The 17,254-nt window shown below is 70.1% G+C and carries 15 protein-coding genes; 7 read left to right on the forward strand and 8 right to left on the reverse strand.

What is annotated here, in order from left to right; genetic code table 11:
* Positions 1-83: 83 nt before the first annotated feature.
* The 3 genes from ABZ412_RS09335 to ABZ412_RS09345 form a co-directional block, all read right to left on the reverse strand.
* Complete coding sequence (locus ABZ412_RS09335; RefSeq protein ID WP_357278377.1) at positions 84-617, reverse strand: DUF3145 domain-containing protein; 534 nt, start codon at positions 615-617, stop codon at positions 84-86.
* Between the two features lie 122 nt (positions 618-739).
* Complete coding sequence (locus ABZ412_RS09340) at positions 740-1,552, reverse strand: serine hydrolase domain-containing protein (RefSeq protein WP_357278379.1); 813 nt, start codon at positions 1,550-1,552, stop codon at positions 740-742.
* 9 nt (positions 1,553-1,561) lie between these two features.
* Entirely contained in the window at positions 1,562-2,968 is a 1,407-nt protein-coding gene (locus tag ABZ412_RS09345; protein WP_357278381.1) for an amino acid permease, read from the reverse strand.
* A 262-nt stretch (positions 2,969-3,230) separates the two neighbouring features.
* Here ABZ412_RS09345 and ABZ412_RS09350 point away from each other — a divergent pair, with 262 nt between their 5' ends.
* Complete coding sequence (locus ABZ412_RS09350) at positions 3,231-4,421, forward strand: serine hydrolase domain-containing protein (protein ID WP_357278383.1); 1,191 nt, start codon at positions 3,231-3,233, stop codon at positions 4,419-4,421.
* Between the two features lie 3 nt (positions 4,422-4,424).
* Here ABZ412_RS09350 and ABZ412_RS09355 read toward each other — a convergent pair whose 3' ends face one another.
* Both ABZ412_RS09355 and ABZ412_RS09360 read right to left on the reverse strand, forming a co-directional pair.
* Positions 4,425-5,006 (reverse strand): DinB family protein, encoded by a 582-nt coding sequence (locus tag ABZ412_RS09355; protein WP_357278385.1) that lies wholly within the window; start codon positions 5,004-5,006, stop codon positions 4,425-4,427.
* Between the two features lie 79 nt (positions 5,007-5,085).
* Positions 5,086-6,150: a phosphotransferase family protein gene (locus ABZ412_RS09360; RefSeq protein WP_357278387.1), complete on the reverse strand. Its 1,065-nt coding sequence runs from the start codon at positions 6,148-6,150 to the stop codon at positions 5,086-5,088.
* Positions 6,151-6,344: 194 nt separating this feature from the next.
* On the opposite strand from ABZ412_RS09360, the gene pabB reads away from it, so the two are divergent.
* Complete coding sequence (gene pabB, locus ABZ412_RS09365; protein ID WP_357278390.1) at positions 6,345-8,468, forward strand: aminodeoxychorismate synthase; 2,124 nt, start codon at positions 6,345-6,347, stop codon at positions 8,466-8,468.
* Positions 8,469-8,500: 32 nt separating this feature from the next.
* Here pabB and ABZ412_RS09370 read toward each other — a convergent pair whose 3' ends face one another.
* Complete coding sequence (locus ABZ412_RS09370) at positions 8,501-8,992, reverse strand: hypothetical protein (protein ID WP_357278392.1); 492 nt, start codon at positions 8,990-8,992, stop codon at positions 8,501-8,503.
* A 109-nt stretch (positions 8,993-9,101) separates the two neighbouring features.
* On the opposite strand from ABZ412_RS09370, the gene ABZ412_RS09375 reads away from it, so the two are divergent.
* Positions 9,102-10,835, forward strand: a complete 1,734-nt coding sequence (locus ABZ412_RS09375; protein ID WP_357278395.1) for an HNH endonuclease — start codon at positions 9,102-9,104, stop codon at positions 10,833-10,835.
* A 153-nt stretch (positions 10,836-10,988) separates the two neighbouring features.
* Entirely contained in the window at positions 10,989-11,771 is a 783-nt protein-coding gene (locus ABZ412_RS09380; RefSeq protein WP_357278398.1) for an NAD(P)H-binding protein, read from the forward strand.
* An 89-nt stretch (positions 11,772-11,860) separates the two neighbouring features.
* Here the strand turns inward: ABZ412_RS09380 and ABZ412_RS09385 are convergent, their stop codons facing one another.
* Positions 11,861-12,625: a hypothetical protein gene (locus tag ABZ412_RS09385; RefSeq protein ID WP_357278400.1), complete on the reverse strand. Its 765-nt coding sequence runs from the start codon at positions 12,623-12,625 to the stop codon at positions 11,861-11,863.
* Between the two features lie 101 nt (positions 12,626-12,726).
* On the opposite strand from ABZ412_RS09385, the gene ABZ412_RS09390 reads away from it, so the two are divergent.
* From ABZ412_RS09390 to ABZ412_RS09400, 3 genes are all read left to right on the forward strand, one after another.
* Complete coding sequence (locus ABZ412_RS09390; RefSeq protein WP_357278402.1) at positions 12,727-13,965, forward strand: MFS transporter; 1,239 nt, start codon at positions 12,727-12,729, stop codon at positions 13,963-13,965.
* 4 nt (positions 13,966-13,969) lie between these two features.
* On the forward strand, positions 13,970-14,335 hold the full coding sequence (locus tag ABZ412_RS09395; RefSeq protein WP_357278405.1) for a metalloregulator ArsR/SmtB family transcription factor: 366 nt from the start codon (positions 13,970-13,972) through the stop codon (positions 14,333-14,335).
* Between the two features lie 117 nt (positions 14,336-14,452).
* Positions 14,453-16,060, forward strand: coding sequence for an NAD(P)/FAD-dependent oxidoreductase (locus tag ABZ412_RS09400; protein WP_357278407.1), 1,608 nt, complete (start codon positions 14,453-14,455; stop codon positions 16,058-16,060).
* 52 nt (positions 16,061-16,112) lie between these two features.
* Here the strand turns inward: ABZ412_RS09400 and ABZ412_RS09405 are convergent, their stop codons facing one another.
* Positions 16,113-17,096: an alpha/beta hydrolase family protein gene (locus ABZ412_RS09405; RefSeq protein WP_357278409.1), complete on the reverse strand. Its 984-nt coding sequence runs from the start codon at positions 17,094-17,096 to the stop codon at positions 16,113-16,115.
* Between the last annotated feature and the right edge of the window lie 158 nt (positions 17,097-17,254).

A 17,254-nucleotide genomic window follows, 5' to 3' on the forward strand; every position in this document is an offset into this window, starting at 1 on the left:
GGGCATTCTGCCCGTTTCGGGGCGTTTGCGACGGCAGGCTCGCATGGTTCGGCGGTCCGCGCGGTGTGTCCTGTGGTGCGAGTCTAGCCGACGTCGCGGCGCAGCCAGGTGACGTCCGCGCCGTCGCCGCCGAGGCGATAGGGCTCGAGGATGTCGTCCCAGGCGGTGCCGAGGGCGCGATCGATTTCGGCGGTGATCTCGGCGGCCGAGCCGCGGCCGTGGGCGCGGGCCTCGGCGACGATGGCGCGCAGCCGCATCTCCCCGACCATGACGTCGCCGCTGGCGCCGGTGGCACCGCTCCACATGCCGAGGCCGGGGACGAAGCTGAAGCGTTCGCCGTCGACGCCCTCGCTGGGTTCCTCGGTGACTTCGAAATGCAGAACGGGCCAATCGCGCAATGCTCTGGCTAATCGACCTCCGGTACCGACTGGCCCGAACCAATCGGTGGTGGCGCGCAGGTGTCCGGGATCGGCGGGCTGGACGGTCCAGCGGAGTTTGGCGGGGGCCTTGAGGGTCGAGGTGAGCGCCCATTCGATATGCGGGCACAGCGCGGCCGGCGACGAATGGACATAGACAACCCCAGACGTCGCCTCCGCGAACTGACTAGACGCACGCACCACTGACACCTCCGGCTCGACGAGGTACGTCTTCCCCAACGACCCCTGGTCCGAGCGCGGTGTGGCCCGAGCTTACTGGAGTGCCCGATGATGCGTGTGTTACTCCGCGACCGTGTCGCCGTCTACGCAAACTCCGCGATCGCGGCATCGCTGAGGGGTGGCCACGCGGCCCGGGCCCAGTCCCCGAAATTCTCGTCCGCGAGCGCGAGACACGCCATACCGACGTCCGGATCCACCCAGAGGAACGTTCCGGATTGCCCGAAATGCCCGAAAGTGCGCGGCGAGTTCGCACCCCCGGTCCAGTGCGGCGCCTTGTGGTCGCGGATCTCGAATCCCAGTCCCCAGTCGTTGGGCCGCTGCGAACCGTAGCCGGGCAGTACGCCATTGCGTCCCGGGAATTGCACTTCGCTTGCCTCGGAAGCCAATTCGGCACTTAGAATCTCCGGTGCCAGCAATTCCTCAGCGAAGCGCAGCAGATCTGCGACCGACGAACGGCCCGCGTGCCCGGCCGGACCCGTCAACACCGAGGAAGTCATACCCAGCGGTTCGAACACCGCCTCGTGCAGATACCGGTCGAACGCGATACCGGTCTGCGCCGCAACGAAATCCGCGAGCACCTCGAAGCCGGCGCTGGAGTAGATCCGCTTCGCGCCCGGCGCGGCCAGCACCGCGTCGGTGTCGAAGGCCAGCCCGGAGGTGTGGGCGAGCAGGTGCCGCACGGTGGATCCGGGCGGCCCGGCGGGCTGGTCGAGCTCGATCGCCCCCTCCTCGACCGCCACCAGGACCGCGTACGCCACAAGGGGTTTGGTCACCGAGGCGAGCGGAAACACTCGCGCGGCATCCCCCTCGGTGTCGACCACACCCTTGCCCCGGACGACGACACCCGCCGCCGCGTTCCGGACCGGCCACTGTCGAATCTGCTCGAGCGCTCGCATACGTCGAGCCTAGGCGGCCCGGTTCAGCGCCGATCGCCGCCTGCCGTAGCCGAAGTACACGAGCAGCCCGACCGCCGACCACACGGTGAACGCCAGCCAGGTCACCCCGGGCAGATGGACGAGCAGCCAGACGCACATGCCCACGCCGATCACCGGCACCACCGGCACCAGGGTCCGGAAGGAGCGCGGCAGGTCGGGCTTGGTGCGCCGCAGCACCAGCACCCCGATGTTCACCAGCCCGAAGGACACCAGCGTGCCGATATTGGTGGCGTTCACCAGTTCTCCCAGCGGCACCAGCGCCGACAGCACCGCCACCACGCCGCCCACGATGAGCGTGTTGGTCGTCGGCACCCGCTTCTGCCCGACCCGCGACAGCACGCTCGGCATGAGCCCGTCGCGGGACATGGCGACCAGGATGCGGGTCTGCCCGTACAGCACGGTCAGCACCACCGAGGCGATGGCGATGACCGCGCCGGCCGCGAGGATGGTGGCGGGCCAGCCGCGCCCGGTGACCTGGTCGAGCACGGTGGCCAGGGAGGCGCCGGAGCTGCTCACGTCGTCCACCCCGACCGCGCCGACGGCGGTCAGCGCCACCAGCACGTACATCAGCGTCACGATGCCGAGCGAGATGATGATGGCGCGCGGCAGATCCCGCTGCGGGTTCTTGGCCTCCTCGCCCGCTGTCGAGGCGGCGTCGAAGCCGATGAAGGAGAAGAACACCATCGACGCGGCCGCCCCGATCCCGGACATACCCTCCGGCGCGAAGGGGTGCAGGTTCGCGGAGTCGAACGCGGTGACCGCCACGGCCACGAAGAACACCAGCACCGCGACCTTGATCACGGTGGTGACGGTGGTGACCCGCGCGCTCTCCCGGATGCCGCCCAGCAGCACCGCGACGGCCAGCAGCACGACGACGGCGGCGGGCAGGTTGATCACCCCGCCCTCGCCCGGCGGCTGCGCGAGCATGTCCGGGATCCGCCAGCCGACGGTGGATCCGAGGAATTCGTTGAGGTACGCGCCCCACCCGACCGCGACGGCCGCCACCGAGACGCCGTACTCGAGCAGCAGGCACCAGCCGCACACCCAGGCCACGACCTCGCCCAGCGTCGCATAGGTATACGAGTAGGCCGACCCGGATACCGGCACGGCGCCGGCGAGTTCGGCGTACGACAGCGCCGAGAACAGCGCGGCCAGCGCGGCGATGACGAAGGAGATGACGACGGCGGGCCCGGCCAGCGGCGCGGCCTCGCCGAGGACGACGAAGATTCCGGTGCCCAGCGTCGCGCCGACCGACAGGGCGATCAGCGGGATCAGGCCCATGCTGCGGCGCAATGCGGTGTGCTCGCCCTCGGAGGTGAGTTCTTCCACCGGCTTGGTGCGCAGCAATGATGCGGTAATCCGCGGGATTCCGGGCATGTCCGGCCACGATACCGGTTCGGACCGGCAGGAATGCCTCGCGCCCACCAGGTCCGGGAAGGGCACGACCAAACAGCAGCTATGCCTTGGCTTCGCGAGGTGTGCGTGGCGTCTACCGCCTGACCGATGCGCCGGCTGTGCGCAGCAGCGCGGTGGTGACACCTCGCCTGCGCGGGCGGTCTCGGCGTGGACCCCCGTGCCGGCGGACGGCGAGGTCACCGCCCTGGCGCTCCGCGGGAACCCGGTTACGATCGTCCCCATCATGAGTGAGCAGGTCACGGTCCACGGCGAGGTGGACGCGGGTTTCGGTCCGGTCGCCGACGCGTTCCGCCGCAATTTCTCCCGGCACGGCGAGATCGGTGCGGCGGTCGCCGTCTTCGACGGGGATCGGCCGGTGGTGGATCTGTGGGCGGGGTACCGCGATCGCAAGCGCACGGTGGCGTGGGGGCGCGACACCATGGCCCCGGTGTGGTCCTCGACCAAGGGCATGACGGCGTTCGCGGTCGCGTCGGCGGTGTCGAAGGGCCTGCTCGACTACGAGGATCCGGTGGCGTTGCACTGGCCCGAGTTCGCCGCGCACGGTAAGGAATCGATCACCGTGCGCCAGCTGCTCGACCATCAGGGTGGCCTGGCGGCCCTGGATCGCCCGTTCCGGCTCACGGACATGGCGGATCTGGACGGCATGGCGGTGGTGCTGGCCGAGCAGAAACCGTTGTGGCGGCCGGGAACCCGGCACGGCTATCACCCGATCACGGCCGGCCTGTACCAGGGTGAGCTGCTGCGACGGGTGGATCCCGCGCATCGCACGCTGGGCCGCATCTTCGCCGAGGACATCGCCGCCCCGGTGGGCGCGGAGTTCTATATCGGTCTGCCGGAGGAGATCTCGCTCGATCGGGTGGCGACCCTGTCGGCGACCGAGGGCCTGGACATCCTCCGCTACGAGCGGGATCTCCCGGTGCGCATCGGAATCCAGCTCTACAGCAAGCGCGGCCTGTCCTACCGTGCTTTGAACAGCCCGCAGGTCGGCGCGCCCGCCCGGGCCGCCCGCCGCGAGTTCCTCTCGGTGGAGAGCCCGGCGACCAGTGGCGTCGGCACGGCCCGCGCCCTGGCCCGGGTCTACGGCGCGGCGGCCGGGCAGACCGATGAGCTGCCCATCGACCGGGCCCTGCTGGACCGCCTGGCCACCGCCGACACCGCCGACGACGTCCCGGCCGAGGACCTGGTGCTGCTCACCCCGAGCCGCTATCACCTGGGTTTCCGCAAGTCCCGCGGAAGTTTCCGATTCCGCTCCGACAAGCGCGCCTACGGCACCACCGGCTACGGCGGCTCGTTCGGTTTCGCCGATCCGGCAACGGGTCTCGGCTTCGGCTACGTGATGAACCGGCTGGGCATGGCGGTGCTCGACGATGTCCGTTCGCGCAATCTGCGCGACGCCCTGCTGCGCTGCCGCTGATCCTCAGCCGCGTTCGACGTCGTGCGCGTGGTGCACGAGGTCGTGCAGGAAATACCGTGCCATGGAGTCGATGGTGAACGCGGAGCCGTTGCTGCGCAGTGCGGCCCGGTCGTGTTCGTCGTCCGGCACGGCCGCGAAGGCGCCGGCGACCACGTCGACCGCGGCCGCGAGTTCGGCTGCCACGGTGGCGGTCTCGGACGCTCCGTAGTTCTCGGCGAGCGCGGTGGCGTCCTGATCCCAGTTGGCGAACATGGGAATCCCTTTGTCCCCCACGGTGACCGCGGTGTCGTAGGCGGCGATCACCGGCCCCGGCCGGGGCCCGCCGGTGCGCGCGATGTCGAGCCGATGGGTGAAGATCCGGCACACGTCGCGTACATGGGCCGCGTATTCGAGCGCGGACCAGGTGGAGTCGTCGGGGCGGACCCGCGCGTCCGGCCGTTCCAGCGCAGCCAGCAGCCGGGTGACACTGTCGCGAGCCGACCCCGGCACCGCCGTGAAGGCGATGGCGTCGGGGTCGAACCCGCAGTCGGCGCAGGTGCGTTCGAGCACCCAGGTCCAGTCTTTGGCGTCGGGAACGAACGGCATGGCCCCAACTTACGGTGGCATTTGTTTGTCGGCCACCAATATTCAGCCAGTCGCCGTCGAGATGGCGACAGGTTTGCCGTCACTCCATCAGCTTGTGCGCCTTGTCGAACAGTTCGAGGGTGATGGCGTGCAGGAAGTCGCCGACCTGCTTGGGCGCCTTGCCCGCGAAGGCGCGCGCGTGGGTGCCCTCGAGGACGATGCCGAGCTTGAAGCAGGCCAGCACGGTGTACCAGGTGACGTGGCTCAGGTCGCGGTCGGAGAACCGCCCGTAGTGGGCGATCATCTCCTCGGCGGTGGGCAGGCCGCCGATCGCGCCCAGGGTGCCGATCAGGGCCGCACCGGTGGTGCCGGGCTCGGGGCGGGTGGCGATCTGCCAGCCGAGGTCGAGCAGCGGGTCGCCGATGGTGGACATCTCCCAGTCGACCATGGCCACCACGTCGGGGCCGTCGAAGGAGAACATCATGTTGGCGAGGTGGCAGTCGCCGTGCAGGATGCCCGCGGTGGGCTGGACCGGCCGGTTGCGGTCGAGCCAGTCGCCGACCTGCTGGACGCCGGGGATCTCGGGGCCGGGGTAGCCCTCGTTGACGCGGTAGGAGTCGAGTTCCTTGAGCCAGCGCGGTACCTGGCGTTCCAGGAAGCCCTCGGGCTTGCCGTAGTCGGCCAGGCCGAGCGCCTCGTGGTCGAGGGAGCCGAGCCGGGCGATGGCCTCGACCGCGGACAGGCCCATCTTCCGCCGCACCTCGGGGTCACCGGCATGCAGTTCGGGCAGTTCGTTCTGCGGGTTGAAGCCGGTGATGGGTTCCATCAGGTAGAACGACGCGCCGAGCACGGATTCGTCGGGGCAGGCGGCGATCACCTTGGGGGCGCGGATCTCGGTGTCGCCGAGGGCGCCGAGGATGCGGGATTCGCGCTGGATGACGGTGTTGCTGGCGGTGCGCAGATGCTTGGGCCCGCGCCGCAGCACGTAGTCGCGGCCGCCGCGCCGGAAGCGCAGCATGATGTTCTGGGTGCCGCCGCCGAGCGGCTTGACCTCCTCGAACTCGCCGCCGGGCAAGCCCTGCTCCTCCATCCACTTTCCGACGATGGCGAAATCGACGACGTCACGATCCACTTCGGACGGCTGCGCAACAGACATGCCGACCATTGTGCCGTAACGATCGGCGCCAACTGAAGGCAGTCGCCCGCAGAAGGAGAACCGTCGGTTCGCGGCCATCTCGATTCTGGACCGACGGAGCGGGGGAGCGAAGCGGAGGAGGGAAGAATCGAGACCTCGGGGCCGCGAACCCGCCCGGAGCGAAGCGGAGGGCAAAAAGGATACAGCGTAATGTGCGTGGTCAAATGCGCACGCTGTTGATCGATAACTACGACTCGTTCACCTACAACCTGTATCAGCTGATCAGCCGGGTGAACGGGGTCGAACCCGTGGTCATGCGCAATGACGAGGCGGGGTCGATCGAGGAGCTCGGGCTCGAACGATTCGACAATATCGTCATCTCCCCCGGGCCCGGACGCCCCGACATTCCCCGCGATTTCGGCATCTCGGCGGCGCTCATCGCCGAGTCCGACCTCCCGTTGCTGGGTGTATGCCTGGGTCATCAGGGCATCGTGATCGCGGCGGGCGGCGAGGTGGTCACCGCACCGCGAGCCCGGCACGGGTATCCGGATCTGATCAGCCATGACGGGCTCGGCCTGTTCGCCGATGTGCCGCAGGGGTTCTCGGCGGTGCGCTATCACTCGCTGTGTGCCGCCCAGCCGGCCCCGGCGGCCCTGGAGGTCACGGCCACCACCCCCGATGGCGTGATCATGGGCGTGCGCCACCGCACCCGCCCGCAGTGGGGTGTGCAGTTCCATCCGGAGTCCGTCTCCAGCGAGCATGGTGAACAGCTGCTGCGCAACTTCGCCGAGCTGACCGCCGAATACCATCGCGGACAGGGCGTCTCCCTGCCGTCCGCGCGAACGCCCTTGGCGCACAGTCCGATCCAGGCCGCTGCCCCGGGCCCGGACGACGCACCCGTCCACTACCTCGTCGAGCGGACCGTCGTGGAGCGCGCGGTCGACGCCGAGGCCGTCTTCGACGCCCTCTACGCCGATTCCCCCCACGCCTTCTGGCTCGACAGCGAACACGTGGAGCCGGGCCTGGACCGCTTCTCGTTCCTGGGCGACGCGTCGGGCCCGCTGGCCGAGGTGGTCGGCTATCGGGTGGGCAGCGGCCATGTGGAAGTCGAGTCCGCGACCGGGCGACGCACGGTCCCCGGCAGCGTGCTCGACTACCTGTCCGCCGAGCTGCGCCGCCGCCGGATCGACTTCCCTGACGTCCCTTTCGATTTCGCGGGCGGCTACGTCGGCTACCTCGGTTACGAGATGAAGGCCGACTGCGGAGCCGCCGCACCGCACCGCTCCTCCACCCCCGACGCCCAGTGGATCTTCGCCGACCGCCTGATCGTGGTGGACCACGAGGCGGGCCGCACCCACCTGCTGGCCCTCACCGAACCGGAGGCCACCGCCGCCGCCCGGGACTGGCTCGCCACCACCCGCGCCGTCGTGGAAACCCTTCCTACGTGGGAGAATCCGCCGCTACTGGAGCTGCGCGCCGACGAGGCGACGGTCGCGCCGCTGCTGACCCGGGGCCGCGCCCGCTATCTGGCCGATGTCGCCGCCTGCCAAGAGCAGTTGCACGCGGGCGAGTCGTACGAAATCTGCATCACCGACAGCGCGTATCCGCCGGGCGACGCCGACGGTCTGACCGTGTATCGCACGCTGCGCCGCTGCAATCCGGCCCCCTACGCGGCCTTCCTGCGCTTCGCGGACCTGGAAGTCGCCTGCTCCTCCCCCGAGCGCTTCCTCAAGCTGGACCGGGCCCGGACCGTGGAGAGCAAGCCGATCAAGGGCACCGCGAAGCGCGGCCACACACCCGCCGCGGACGCGGAGATCGCCGCGGACCTGGCCCGCGACCCGAAGACCCGCGCCGAGAACCTGATGATCGTGGATCTGCTCCGCAATGATCTGGGCCGGGTCTGCGAAGTCGACTCGGTGCACGTGCCCGAGCTGATGGCCGTCGAGACGTACACGACGCTGCACCAACTGGTCTCGACCGTCCGCGGCAGGCTGCGCCCGGAGCTGGATGTCGTCGATTGCCTGCGCGCCTGTTTTCCGGGCGGCTCGATGACCGGCGCGCCGAAGCTGCGCACCCTGGAGATCATCGACGCTCTCGAAACCGAGGCCCGCGGCGTCTATTCGGGCACGATCGGCTTCCTCGGCCTGGGTGGCACGGCCGATCTGAACATCGTCATCCGCAGCGCGGTCCGCTACGACGGCCGATGGCGGATCGGCGCGGGCGGCGCGGTGGTCCTGGATTCCGATCCCGAGGGCGAGTACCACGAGATGGTGTGGAAGGCCGCGGCCGCGCTGCGCGCCCTGCCCGGTCTGGGCGTCCCGGCGCGCGCTCCGCTCCCCCTACCCTGACCGCCTCCCCTACCCTGACCACCGCGGTCACCTCACTTGCGGCGGCGGGACTTCTCCTGCGGCGGTTCGGGTTCCGGATTGTCACGGCTGCCGGTGAGACGGCCCAGCAGGGAGACGCCGGGGAGCTTGTCGAGTCGCTCGAGAATGTCCTCGCCGAGGGCCGTGACCGATTCCAGCCGGGTCAGGATGCGGTCGTAGGCGACGAAAGCCGGTTCGGCCAGCGCGAGGGTCCGGTCGAGCCGGTCGATGGTCGAGTTGAGGCGCTCGACCGCGATGGTGAGGCTCTGGATGAGGTCGGGCAGCTGCGCCGCGAGCTGGATGGAGGCGGGCGGCAGCCGGACCGCGGTGTCGAACGCGGTCGAGGCGGTGACCTGCGCCGAGTCCAGGGCCAGCCCGGCGGCGTTCTGGGCGGCCTCGACGGCGGCCTGCGCGGCGGCCAGGATGTCGCCGGCGGTGGGCACCCGCGAGCCGGCGCCCTTCCCGCGCGGGGCTTTCTGCTGATCGCTCCCCTTGGGGTTGGTCATCCTTCTACTGTGCCGCACGATTTCCGGATCGGCCGTGAGGGCGGGCGCGCGGTTTCATCGGTGGCTGGTGGCCGTTTGTGTCGGTGGCTCGTGGCATAGTGCCACCACGATGAAACTGACCAAGGGTGAGCGAACGACGGTTCCGACATCGCTTCTGACGGTTGTGCTTTCGTGGCGGTCGTCGCATGCGGTGCGGGCGCAGGCCGTCCTGGTGGCGGAGCACGGCCGGGCCCGGTCCGACCGCGATTTCGTCTGGTTCGACGCACCCCGCCACGTCTCACAGGCGGTGACGCTGGATCGCGAGCCCGCGGCGGGGACCGCCCGGCTGTCGGTGTCGCTGCCGCGGACCGGGCCGGACATCGCCGGGATCATCGTCATCGGATCGGTGGACGAGGGGCCGGCCATCGAGCCCGAGGACACCGCTCGGCCCTCCCCGGGCGCGGCGGCTCCGGGCCGAGGATCCGCCGGGTCCGGCCGAGGTTTCGCCGGGGTCGACGGGCTGACGCTCACGGTGTTCGACCATGACAGCCCCGTGGTCTCCTACCCGGTGGCCGTGGCGGATGCCGCTGCCGCCCTGGTGCTGGGTGAATTCGCACGCGCCGAGGGCCGGTGGGAGTTCCGGAGCCTGGCCGATGCCGGGGTGAGCCTGGCCGGGCTGGTGCGCGAATTCGGGGTGCGGATCGATCCCGCGCACACGTTCCGGGCCGAGCCGCGCCGCACCCCGCCGCCGCCGGATCCCGAACGGGCCGACTGGCATCCGGACCCGCGCGATCCGGCGCGCCTGCGCTGGTGGGACGGCACAACCTGGACCGCCTCGACCCGGCCCGTCGTCGTCCGCGACGCCCGCCACTGCCCGCGCTGCGGCGCGCCGCGTAAGGGGCTGCTCGGCGCGGCGGCCGGACTGCTGGGGTCCGCGTCGCTGTGCCGCGAATGCGCCACCGAGACAGCGGAATATCTGCGCGGATGGCGGCAGCGCGCCGAGCGGGTGCTGCGCGTCCCGGGCCCGCGCGAGGATCGGGTCGCCCCGGCCGGCGCTGCCGACGGCGGTTGGGAAGCGCTGTGGGCCGAGCTGCGATTCCAGCGCATCGAGCGTGCGGTCGCCGTCGATCCGCTGCGCCCGGTCGCCGGTGCGCACCTGGAACGCGTGGTCGCCTTCACCCTCGCCGACGGTGTGGTCGAGCAGTCCGATCTGGACTCCTTCGAGGACATCGCCGGGGAACTGTCGCTGTCGGACCCGCGCATCGAGGAGCTGCGCCGCCGCCTGCACCGCGGCCGTCTGCTCACCCGCCTGCGTTCGGGTGAACTCCCGCACCAGCCCGCCACCGGCCTGCACCTGGACCCCGACGAGCGCGTCCACCTGAACCTGCCCGCCGTCCATGTCCGCCAGCTGGCCCGCGGCCCCAAACGCACCGAGGGCCGTCTCATCGTCAGCAACCGCAAACTCCGCTTCACCGGCCCCGATACCGGCATCGAGATGCCCTGGGCCCGAGTGGTTTCGGTGACTCCCGCCGCCGGGCGGATCGAGATCTCGGCCACCTCCGCGCGCGGCGGCGCGATCCTCGAGCTCGCCGATCCGGACTACGCGGCCGCCGCCATGGAGGGCGCGCTACGGGTGGCCAAACGCCTGGCCCTCACCCCCGGCCGCCGCGATACCCGCTCGGTCCCACCGGATGTCAAGGCCGTGGTGTGGCAGCGCGACGGCGGCAGGTGCGTCGAATGCGGCGACACCCACTACCTGGAGTTCGACCACATCATCCCGATCAGCCGCGGCGGCGCGACCAGCCCCGCCAACCTGCAGATCCTGTGCCGCGCCTGCAATCGCACCAAGGGCGCGCACATCTGAGTCCGGCATCCCACCGCACCACCCCGCGACAGCGCATCGAATGTGGGTAATCGAACGCTGTGGGCAATCGAACACCATGCGATGAATCATGTTGAGCGCCATCTCTTGTGGTTTTAGCGTCCGAGACGAGCAGGTCGAGAAAGGGGAGTCGAAATGCAGGTAGCAGTGGTGGGCGGTACCGGAACCCTGGGCGCGCCGGTGGTCCGCGAGCTGGCGGCCCGGGGCCACACCGTGCGGGTGCTGAGCCGGTCCGCACCGGCGGACCCGGTGCCGGGGACCGAGCATCACGCGGTCGATCTGGTGACCGGCGCGGGCCTGGACGCGGCGCTCGAGGGCGTCTACGCGGTGGTCGACGCCGGTAATCACCGCGGCCCGCGCAGCGCCCGCACCACGGTGGAGGGCGTGCGCGCCCTGCTGGCCGCCGAGCAGCGCGCCAAGGTCGGCCACCACGTGGAGATCTCCATCGTCGGCTGCGAGCGGGTCCCGTTCGGCTACTACCGGACGAAGGTCGCCCAGGAACGCGCCGTCACCCAGGGCCCGATCCCGTGGACCCTGCTGCGCGCCACCCAGTTCCACGAGCTCATCGACGAACTGCTGGGCGGCGGCGCGAAGTTCCGGATCGCGCCGCACAGCGCCATGCGTTTCCAGCCGGTCGACGTGACCGCGGTGGCGGGCCGGCTCGCCGACGCGGTGGCGGCCGGACCGTCGGGCCGGGTCCGCGATGTCGGCGGACCGGCCGTGCAGACCCTCGCCGAACTCGCCGAACTCCGCCGCCGAACCCTCGGCCAGGCCCTGCTGCCCTTCCCGGTGCCGCCCATCGGCCGGGCCATCCGGCGGGTGCGCGACGCTGCGCTGTGTCTCGGCTCCGATGGCGAGACAGTGTCTTTCGACTATGCCGAGTGGCTGCGCCGGCGGTACGCGAAGCCGGTGAGCTGACCTGCTTCCATGGTGGCGACGCCGGGGCGGATTGGGCATCCGGAATCGCCCGGAGAATCCCCTGATCCGGGCCTACAACCCCCGGATGCTCAGCGCTTGACTCGCAGAACCGTTGGTTCGGCGCAGAATTGGGCCGCGGCCTGGTCCGGGTCGAGGCCCGTGCGGGCCAGCCCGCCGGTGTCGACGACCTTGCATTCGCTGCCGCCGACGTGACCGGTGCCGTCGTCGAGGAAGTGCACCTCCACGGTGACGAGCGGGTGCAGGACGGCGGCGTCGAAGATCCAGAACTGGATGTTCCACAGTTCGTAGGAGTCGCGGGCGGTGATGACGGTGTAGCCCGCGGCGGAGGTGTCGATGCCGATTCCGGCGAGTTCGCCGGAGCGCTGGAGCTTGCCATCGGGCGCCGCGTGGTAGATGACGTACCGGATATTGGCGGTGGCGGCCATGACCGGGATGATCAGCTCGTCGCGGCCGTCGTTGTCGACGTCGCGCAGGCGCGGTTCGGTCGTTCCGACGGCCGGTTCGGTCAGGGTCTGGAGGGTGACGCCCTCGGGGTCCAGGGTGGTGACGGTGACGGCGCTCTGCTGTCCGTGGCCGTGGCGGCGGACCTCGAAGGTGAGTCCGGCGCTGTCGTGTGACTGCAGGTAGCAGTCGGGAGGCATTGCGGCGGAACCGATATCGCCGCACGGCTCCAGGCCGGAGACGGGGGCGGGCGGGTCGGTGGCCGCGATGTCGCGGGGCGCGCTGGGTTGCGGGTCGAGGTTGCCCGCCAGGGGTGCGCTGGGGCGGGCACAGGCGGCCAGTGCCAGTGTCGCGGCGGCGACCAGGACACCGGCCGCGAGATTCCTCCCCATGACAGTGAGGATAGCGACGAATCGCCCAGTCAACCGGACGGCGGCGGGGCGTACGCGACATCATGTGCACACCTGCGCACTTATTGGCTTATAGTGGCGGCATGCTCGTCGTGCTGCGCCATCCCCAGTTCCGCAAGCTGTTCACCGCCCAGGTCGTCGCCCTGGTCGGCACCGGCCTGCTGACCGTCGCGCTGGGCCTGCTCGCCTACGAGGTGGCGGGCGGCCAGGCGGGGGCGGTGCTGGGAACCGCGCTGGCCATCAAGATGGTGGCGTATGTCGCTGTGGCGCCGGTGATCTCGGCGCTGACCGCGCGGCTGCCGCGCCGCCTGGTGCTGGTGTCGGCGGACGCGGTGCGGGCGGGAATCGCGCTCATGCTGCCGTTCGTCACCCACACCTGGCAGATCTACGTGCTGATCGCGCTGCTGCAGTCGGCCTCGGCGACCTTCACCCCGGCGTTCCAGTCGCTGATCCCGTCGATCCTGGTCGACGAGGAGGACTACACGCACGGCCTGTCCCTGTCACGCCTGGCCTACGACCTGGAGTCGCTGCTCAGCCCGATGCTGGCCGCCGCCCTGCTGACGGTGATCAGCTATCACTCGCTGTTCGTCGGCACCGCCGCGGGCTTCGTGGCCTCGGCCCTGCTGGTGGTGACCACCAGACTCCCGCGCCTGGACCCGGCCGACCATTCGGCCCCGCTGCTGGAGCGCATCACCGCGGGCGCGCGCATCATGATGAACCGCCCGGTGCTGCGCGGCCTGCTGGCCCTGAACATGGTGGTGGCCGCCGCCTCCTCGCTGGTCATCGTGAACACCGTTGTGTACGTGCGCGACCAGCTCGACGGCTCCAATACCGGTGTGGCACTCGCGCTGGCCTGCTTCGGGTTCGGATCGATGGCGGTGGCGCTGTCGACCCCGCGACTGCTGACGATCCTCCCCGACCGGCGATTCATGCTGACCGGCAGCGCTGTGCTGCCGCTGGGCCTGATCGCCGCATCCCTGCCACCCCTGCTCCCCCACGCCGCCGGGACGATCGTGCTGGCCCTGACCTGGCTGTTGCTCGGCGCGGGCACCTCGATGATCAGCACCCCGTCGGGCCGCCTGCTGCGCGCCCAGACCCAACTCTCCGATCGCACAGCCGTTTTCACCGCCCAGTTCTCGCTGTCGCACGCCTGCTTCCTGGTGACCTATCCGATCGCGGGCAAGCTGGGCGCGCTGGCAGGTCTGCCGACCACGGCCATCGTGCTGGCCGCGCTCGCTACACTGGCAGCGACGACCGCGGCGCGGGTCTGGCCCGCGTCCGTCCCCGCCGACATCGAGGCGGTGTCCGCGGCAGGAAGGTGATCAGGTGAGCAAGGCCGAATCGCTGCCCGCCGCCACTCCCAGCCTCACCCATCCGGTCGCTCCGGACGAGGCCCGGCTGGACGTGGCCACCGAGACCTTCCGCATGCTCTCCGATCCGACCCGCCTGCACATCCTGTGGATCCTGGCCGCCGCCGAGGCCGATGTCTCCGCGCTCACCGAGGCCTGCGGCGCGTCCCGGACCGCGGTCAGCCAGCATCTGGCGAAGCTACGCTTCACGGGCATGGTCGATACCCGCCGCGAGGGCCGCCGCATCATCTACCGGATTCGCGACGGCCACCTGGCCCGCCTGGTCCGTGAGGGCCTCAACCACGCCGATCACGTCGTGACCGGCGAACCCTCCCACGAGTAACCATCCCCCGGACCTGCGCTCCTGGTCAGTGGGACGTGGTATCGCCGTGTACCCGCATTCGCCGCGACGATATGCCTATTCGAAATATCGCCGGACGAATAGTGAGAGGTCGCGCGCATGCATCCCGAGCAGGGCAGCCCATTCGATGTCATCATCATCGGGGCCGGATTCGCCGGACTGTACGGCGTCCACCAGGCGGCGAAGGCCGGATTGAACGTGCTCGGCCTGGAGGCCGGCGAGGGCGTGGGCGGCACCTGGTTCTGGAACCGCTACCCCGGCGCGCGCTGTGACGTGGAGAGCGTCGACTACTCGTACTCCTTCGACGAGGACCTGCAGCAGAGCTGGACCTGGACCGAGCGGTTCGCCGCGCAGCCGGAGATCCTCGACTACATCAACCACGTGGCCGACCGCTTCGAGCTGAAGCGCCACTACCGCTTCGGCCAGCGCGTGATCGGCGCGAGCTTCGACGACGCCGCCGCCATCTGGACGGTGCGCACCGAGCGCGGCGACGAATTCCGGTCGCAGTTCGTGATTTTCGCGACCGGCTGCCTGTCCGCGCCGATCAAGCCGAACATCCCGGGCATCGAATCCTTCGCGGGCGAGGAGCTGTTCACCGCGCAGTGGCCCGAACAGGGCGTGTCCTTCGAGGGCAAGCGGGTCGGCGTGATCGGCACCGGTTCCTCGGGCATCCAGGTGTCGCCGATCATCGCGCGGGAGGCGCAGGCGCTCACCGTGTTCCAGCGTTCGGCCAACTTCAGCGTCCCGGTCCCGAACCGCCCGTGGACCGAGGAGGAGCAGACCGATATTCGCGCCACCTACCGGCAGCGTCGCGAGAGGTCCTACTACGCGGGTGCGGCCACCCCGCACGCCTCACTGGAGACCAAGGCCCTGGACATGAGCGCCGAGGATCGGGCCACGGCCATGGAGGACCGCTGGAACGGCGGCGGCGTGCTGTTCAACAAGGTCTTCCCGGACCAGAACAGCGATATCCGCGCCAATGAGCTGGTGCGCGAGTTCGCGGTCGCGAAGATCCGCGCCAAGGTCGACGATCAGGCCGTGGCCGATGACCTGATCCCCAACGACCACCCGATCGGCACCAAGCGCATCTGCACCGACTCGGGCTACTACGAGATGTTCAACCGGCCCAATGTGTCGCTGGTGAACCTGCGTCGCGAGGCGATCGAGGAGGTCACCCCAACTGGCATCCGCACCGCGGACCAGTTCATCGAGCTCGACACCCTGGTGTACGCCACCGGTTTCGACGCCATGACCGGCGCGCTGCTGCGCATCGACCTGCACGGCGCGGGCGACGCCCGCCTGGGCGACCTGTGGGCCGACGGCCCGGTCACCTACCTGGGCTTCGGCATCCCCGGCTTCCCGAACATGTTCAGCATCAACAGTGTCGGCACCCCGTCGGTGATGGCGAACATGGTGCTGCACTCGGAGCAGCAGCTGGACTGGGTGCTGGCGCTGGTGCAGCACTGCCGCGCCAACGGCATCCGCACCGCGGAGGCGCGGTCGGAGGCGGCGGTCAAGTGGACCGATCACCTGCTGGAGGTCGCCGAGGGCACGCTGTTCGTAAAGGCCAACTCCTGGTACATGGGCGCGAACGTGGAGGGTAAGAAGCGCGTGTTCATGCCCTACATCGGCGGTTTCGGCAACTACCGCCGCTACTGCGACGACGAGCGCGACAACGGCTACCCGAACTTCGAGTTGACGGCGTAATCGACCGCGGAGACCGGCTCGCTTCCCTGGGGAGCGAACCGGTCTCGCTGTTTCAGGCGGGCAGTCCCAGCCCGGCCGCCAGCACCGGCCACGACCGCTTCACCGCTTCCTGCCAGTAGCCCCAGGAGTGGGTGCCGGTGAGCGTGAAGAAGCAGGTGGCGGGAATGCCGAGCCACTCGAGCCGGGCCGCGAGATGGTGGCTGCAGTAGTCGGTGGCGGCTTCGATGCTGCCCCCGAGGGTGAGCTGGTCGATCCAGCCGTCGAGGCCGGGCAGGGTGTGCGGGCCGCCCGGGAGATCCCACTGGCCCGGCAGCCCGGATCCGCTGGAGATGAACAGGTTCAGGCCGCGCAGCTGATCGGCGTGCAGGAAGGGATCGTTGGCCGCCCACTCGGGATCACCGGCGGGCCCGTACATGTTCTCCGGGTCGCCGCCGCCCTTCTCCACCACGGCGCTCACGAAATGATGGCCCAGCGGGTCGCTGATCTGGGCGCAGCCGCTGTAGGACGCGACCGATCGATACAGCCCGGGTGCGGCGATGGCCAGTTGCAGCACCGAGGTGCCCGCCATGGACAGGCCCGCGATCGCGTTGCGCCCGTTGCCGTTCAGTTCCCGGTCCACGACCGGCGGCAGCTCCTGGGTGAGGAAGGTCCGCCATTTGTTCACGCCCAGAACGGGATCGGGCTCGCGCCAGTCGGTGTAGTAGGTGTAGTCGCCGCCGATCGGCGCCACCACGGTGACGTCCTTTCCGGCCAGGAAGTCCATCGCGTCGGTCGCGGTCTGCCAGTTCACCGCGCCGACGCCGCCGCCGCCCGCGCCGCCGAGCAGGTAGAGCACCGGGACGGGCTGCGAGGTGTCGGCGGCGCGATGCACTTCGACCTGGATGTCGCGGCCCATGGCGTCGGAATGGACCCACAGCGTCTCGAGGCGCGCGTCGCCGGTGTCGGGTTCGGCGGCGGCGATGCCCGCGGCGGTCGTGAGCAGGAGGGTTGCGGCCACGGCGGATAGTGCACTGACCAGCACATTTGTCGATCGCACGGTGTCTCCTTCGGCGATGGAACTATGCCTGAGGGTACGATTCCGCGCCGCCGGTCAGGGCCGGATTCCGCCCCTGGTGACCGCACTGTGGCCGTCCCGCGACCACCCCCGGACACGACACCGCGACATTTCGAGAGGCGGGCTCGCTTCCCCTGGAG

The sequence above is a fragment of the Nocardia sp. NPDC005746 genome, assembly GCF_040630785.1.
GTDB lineage: Bacteria > Actinomycetota > Actinomycetes > Mycobacteriales > Mycobacteriaceae > Nocardia.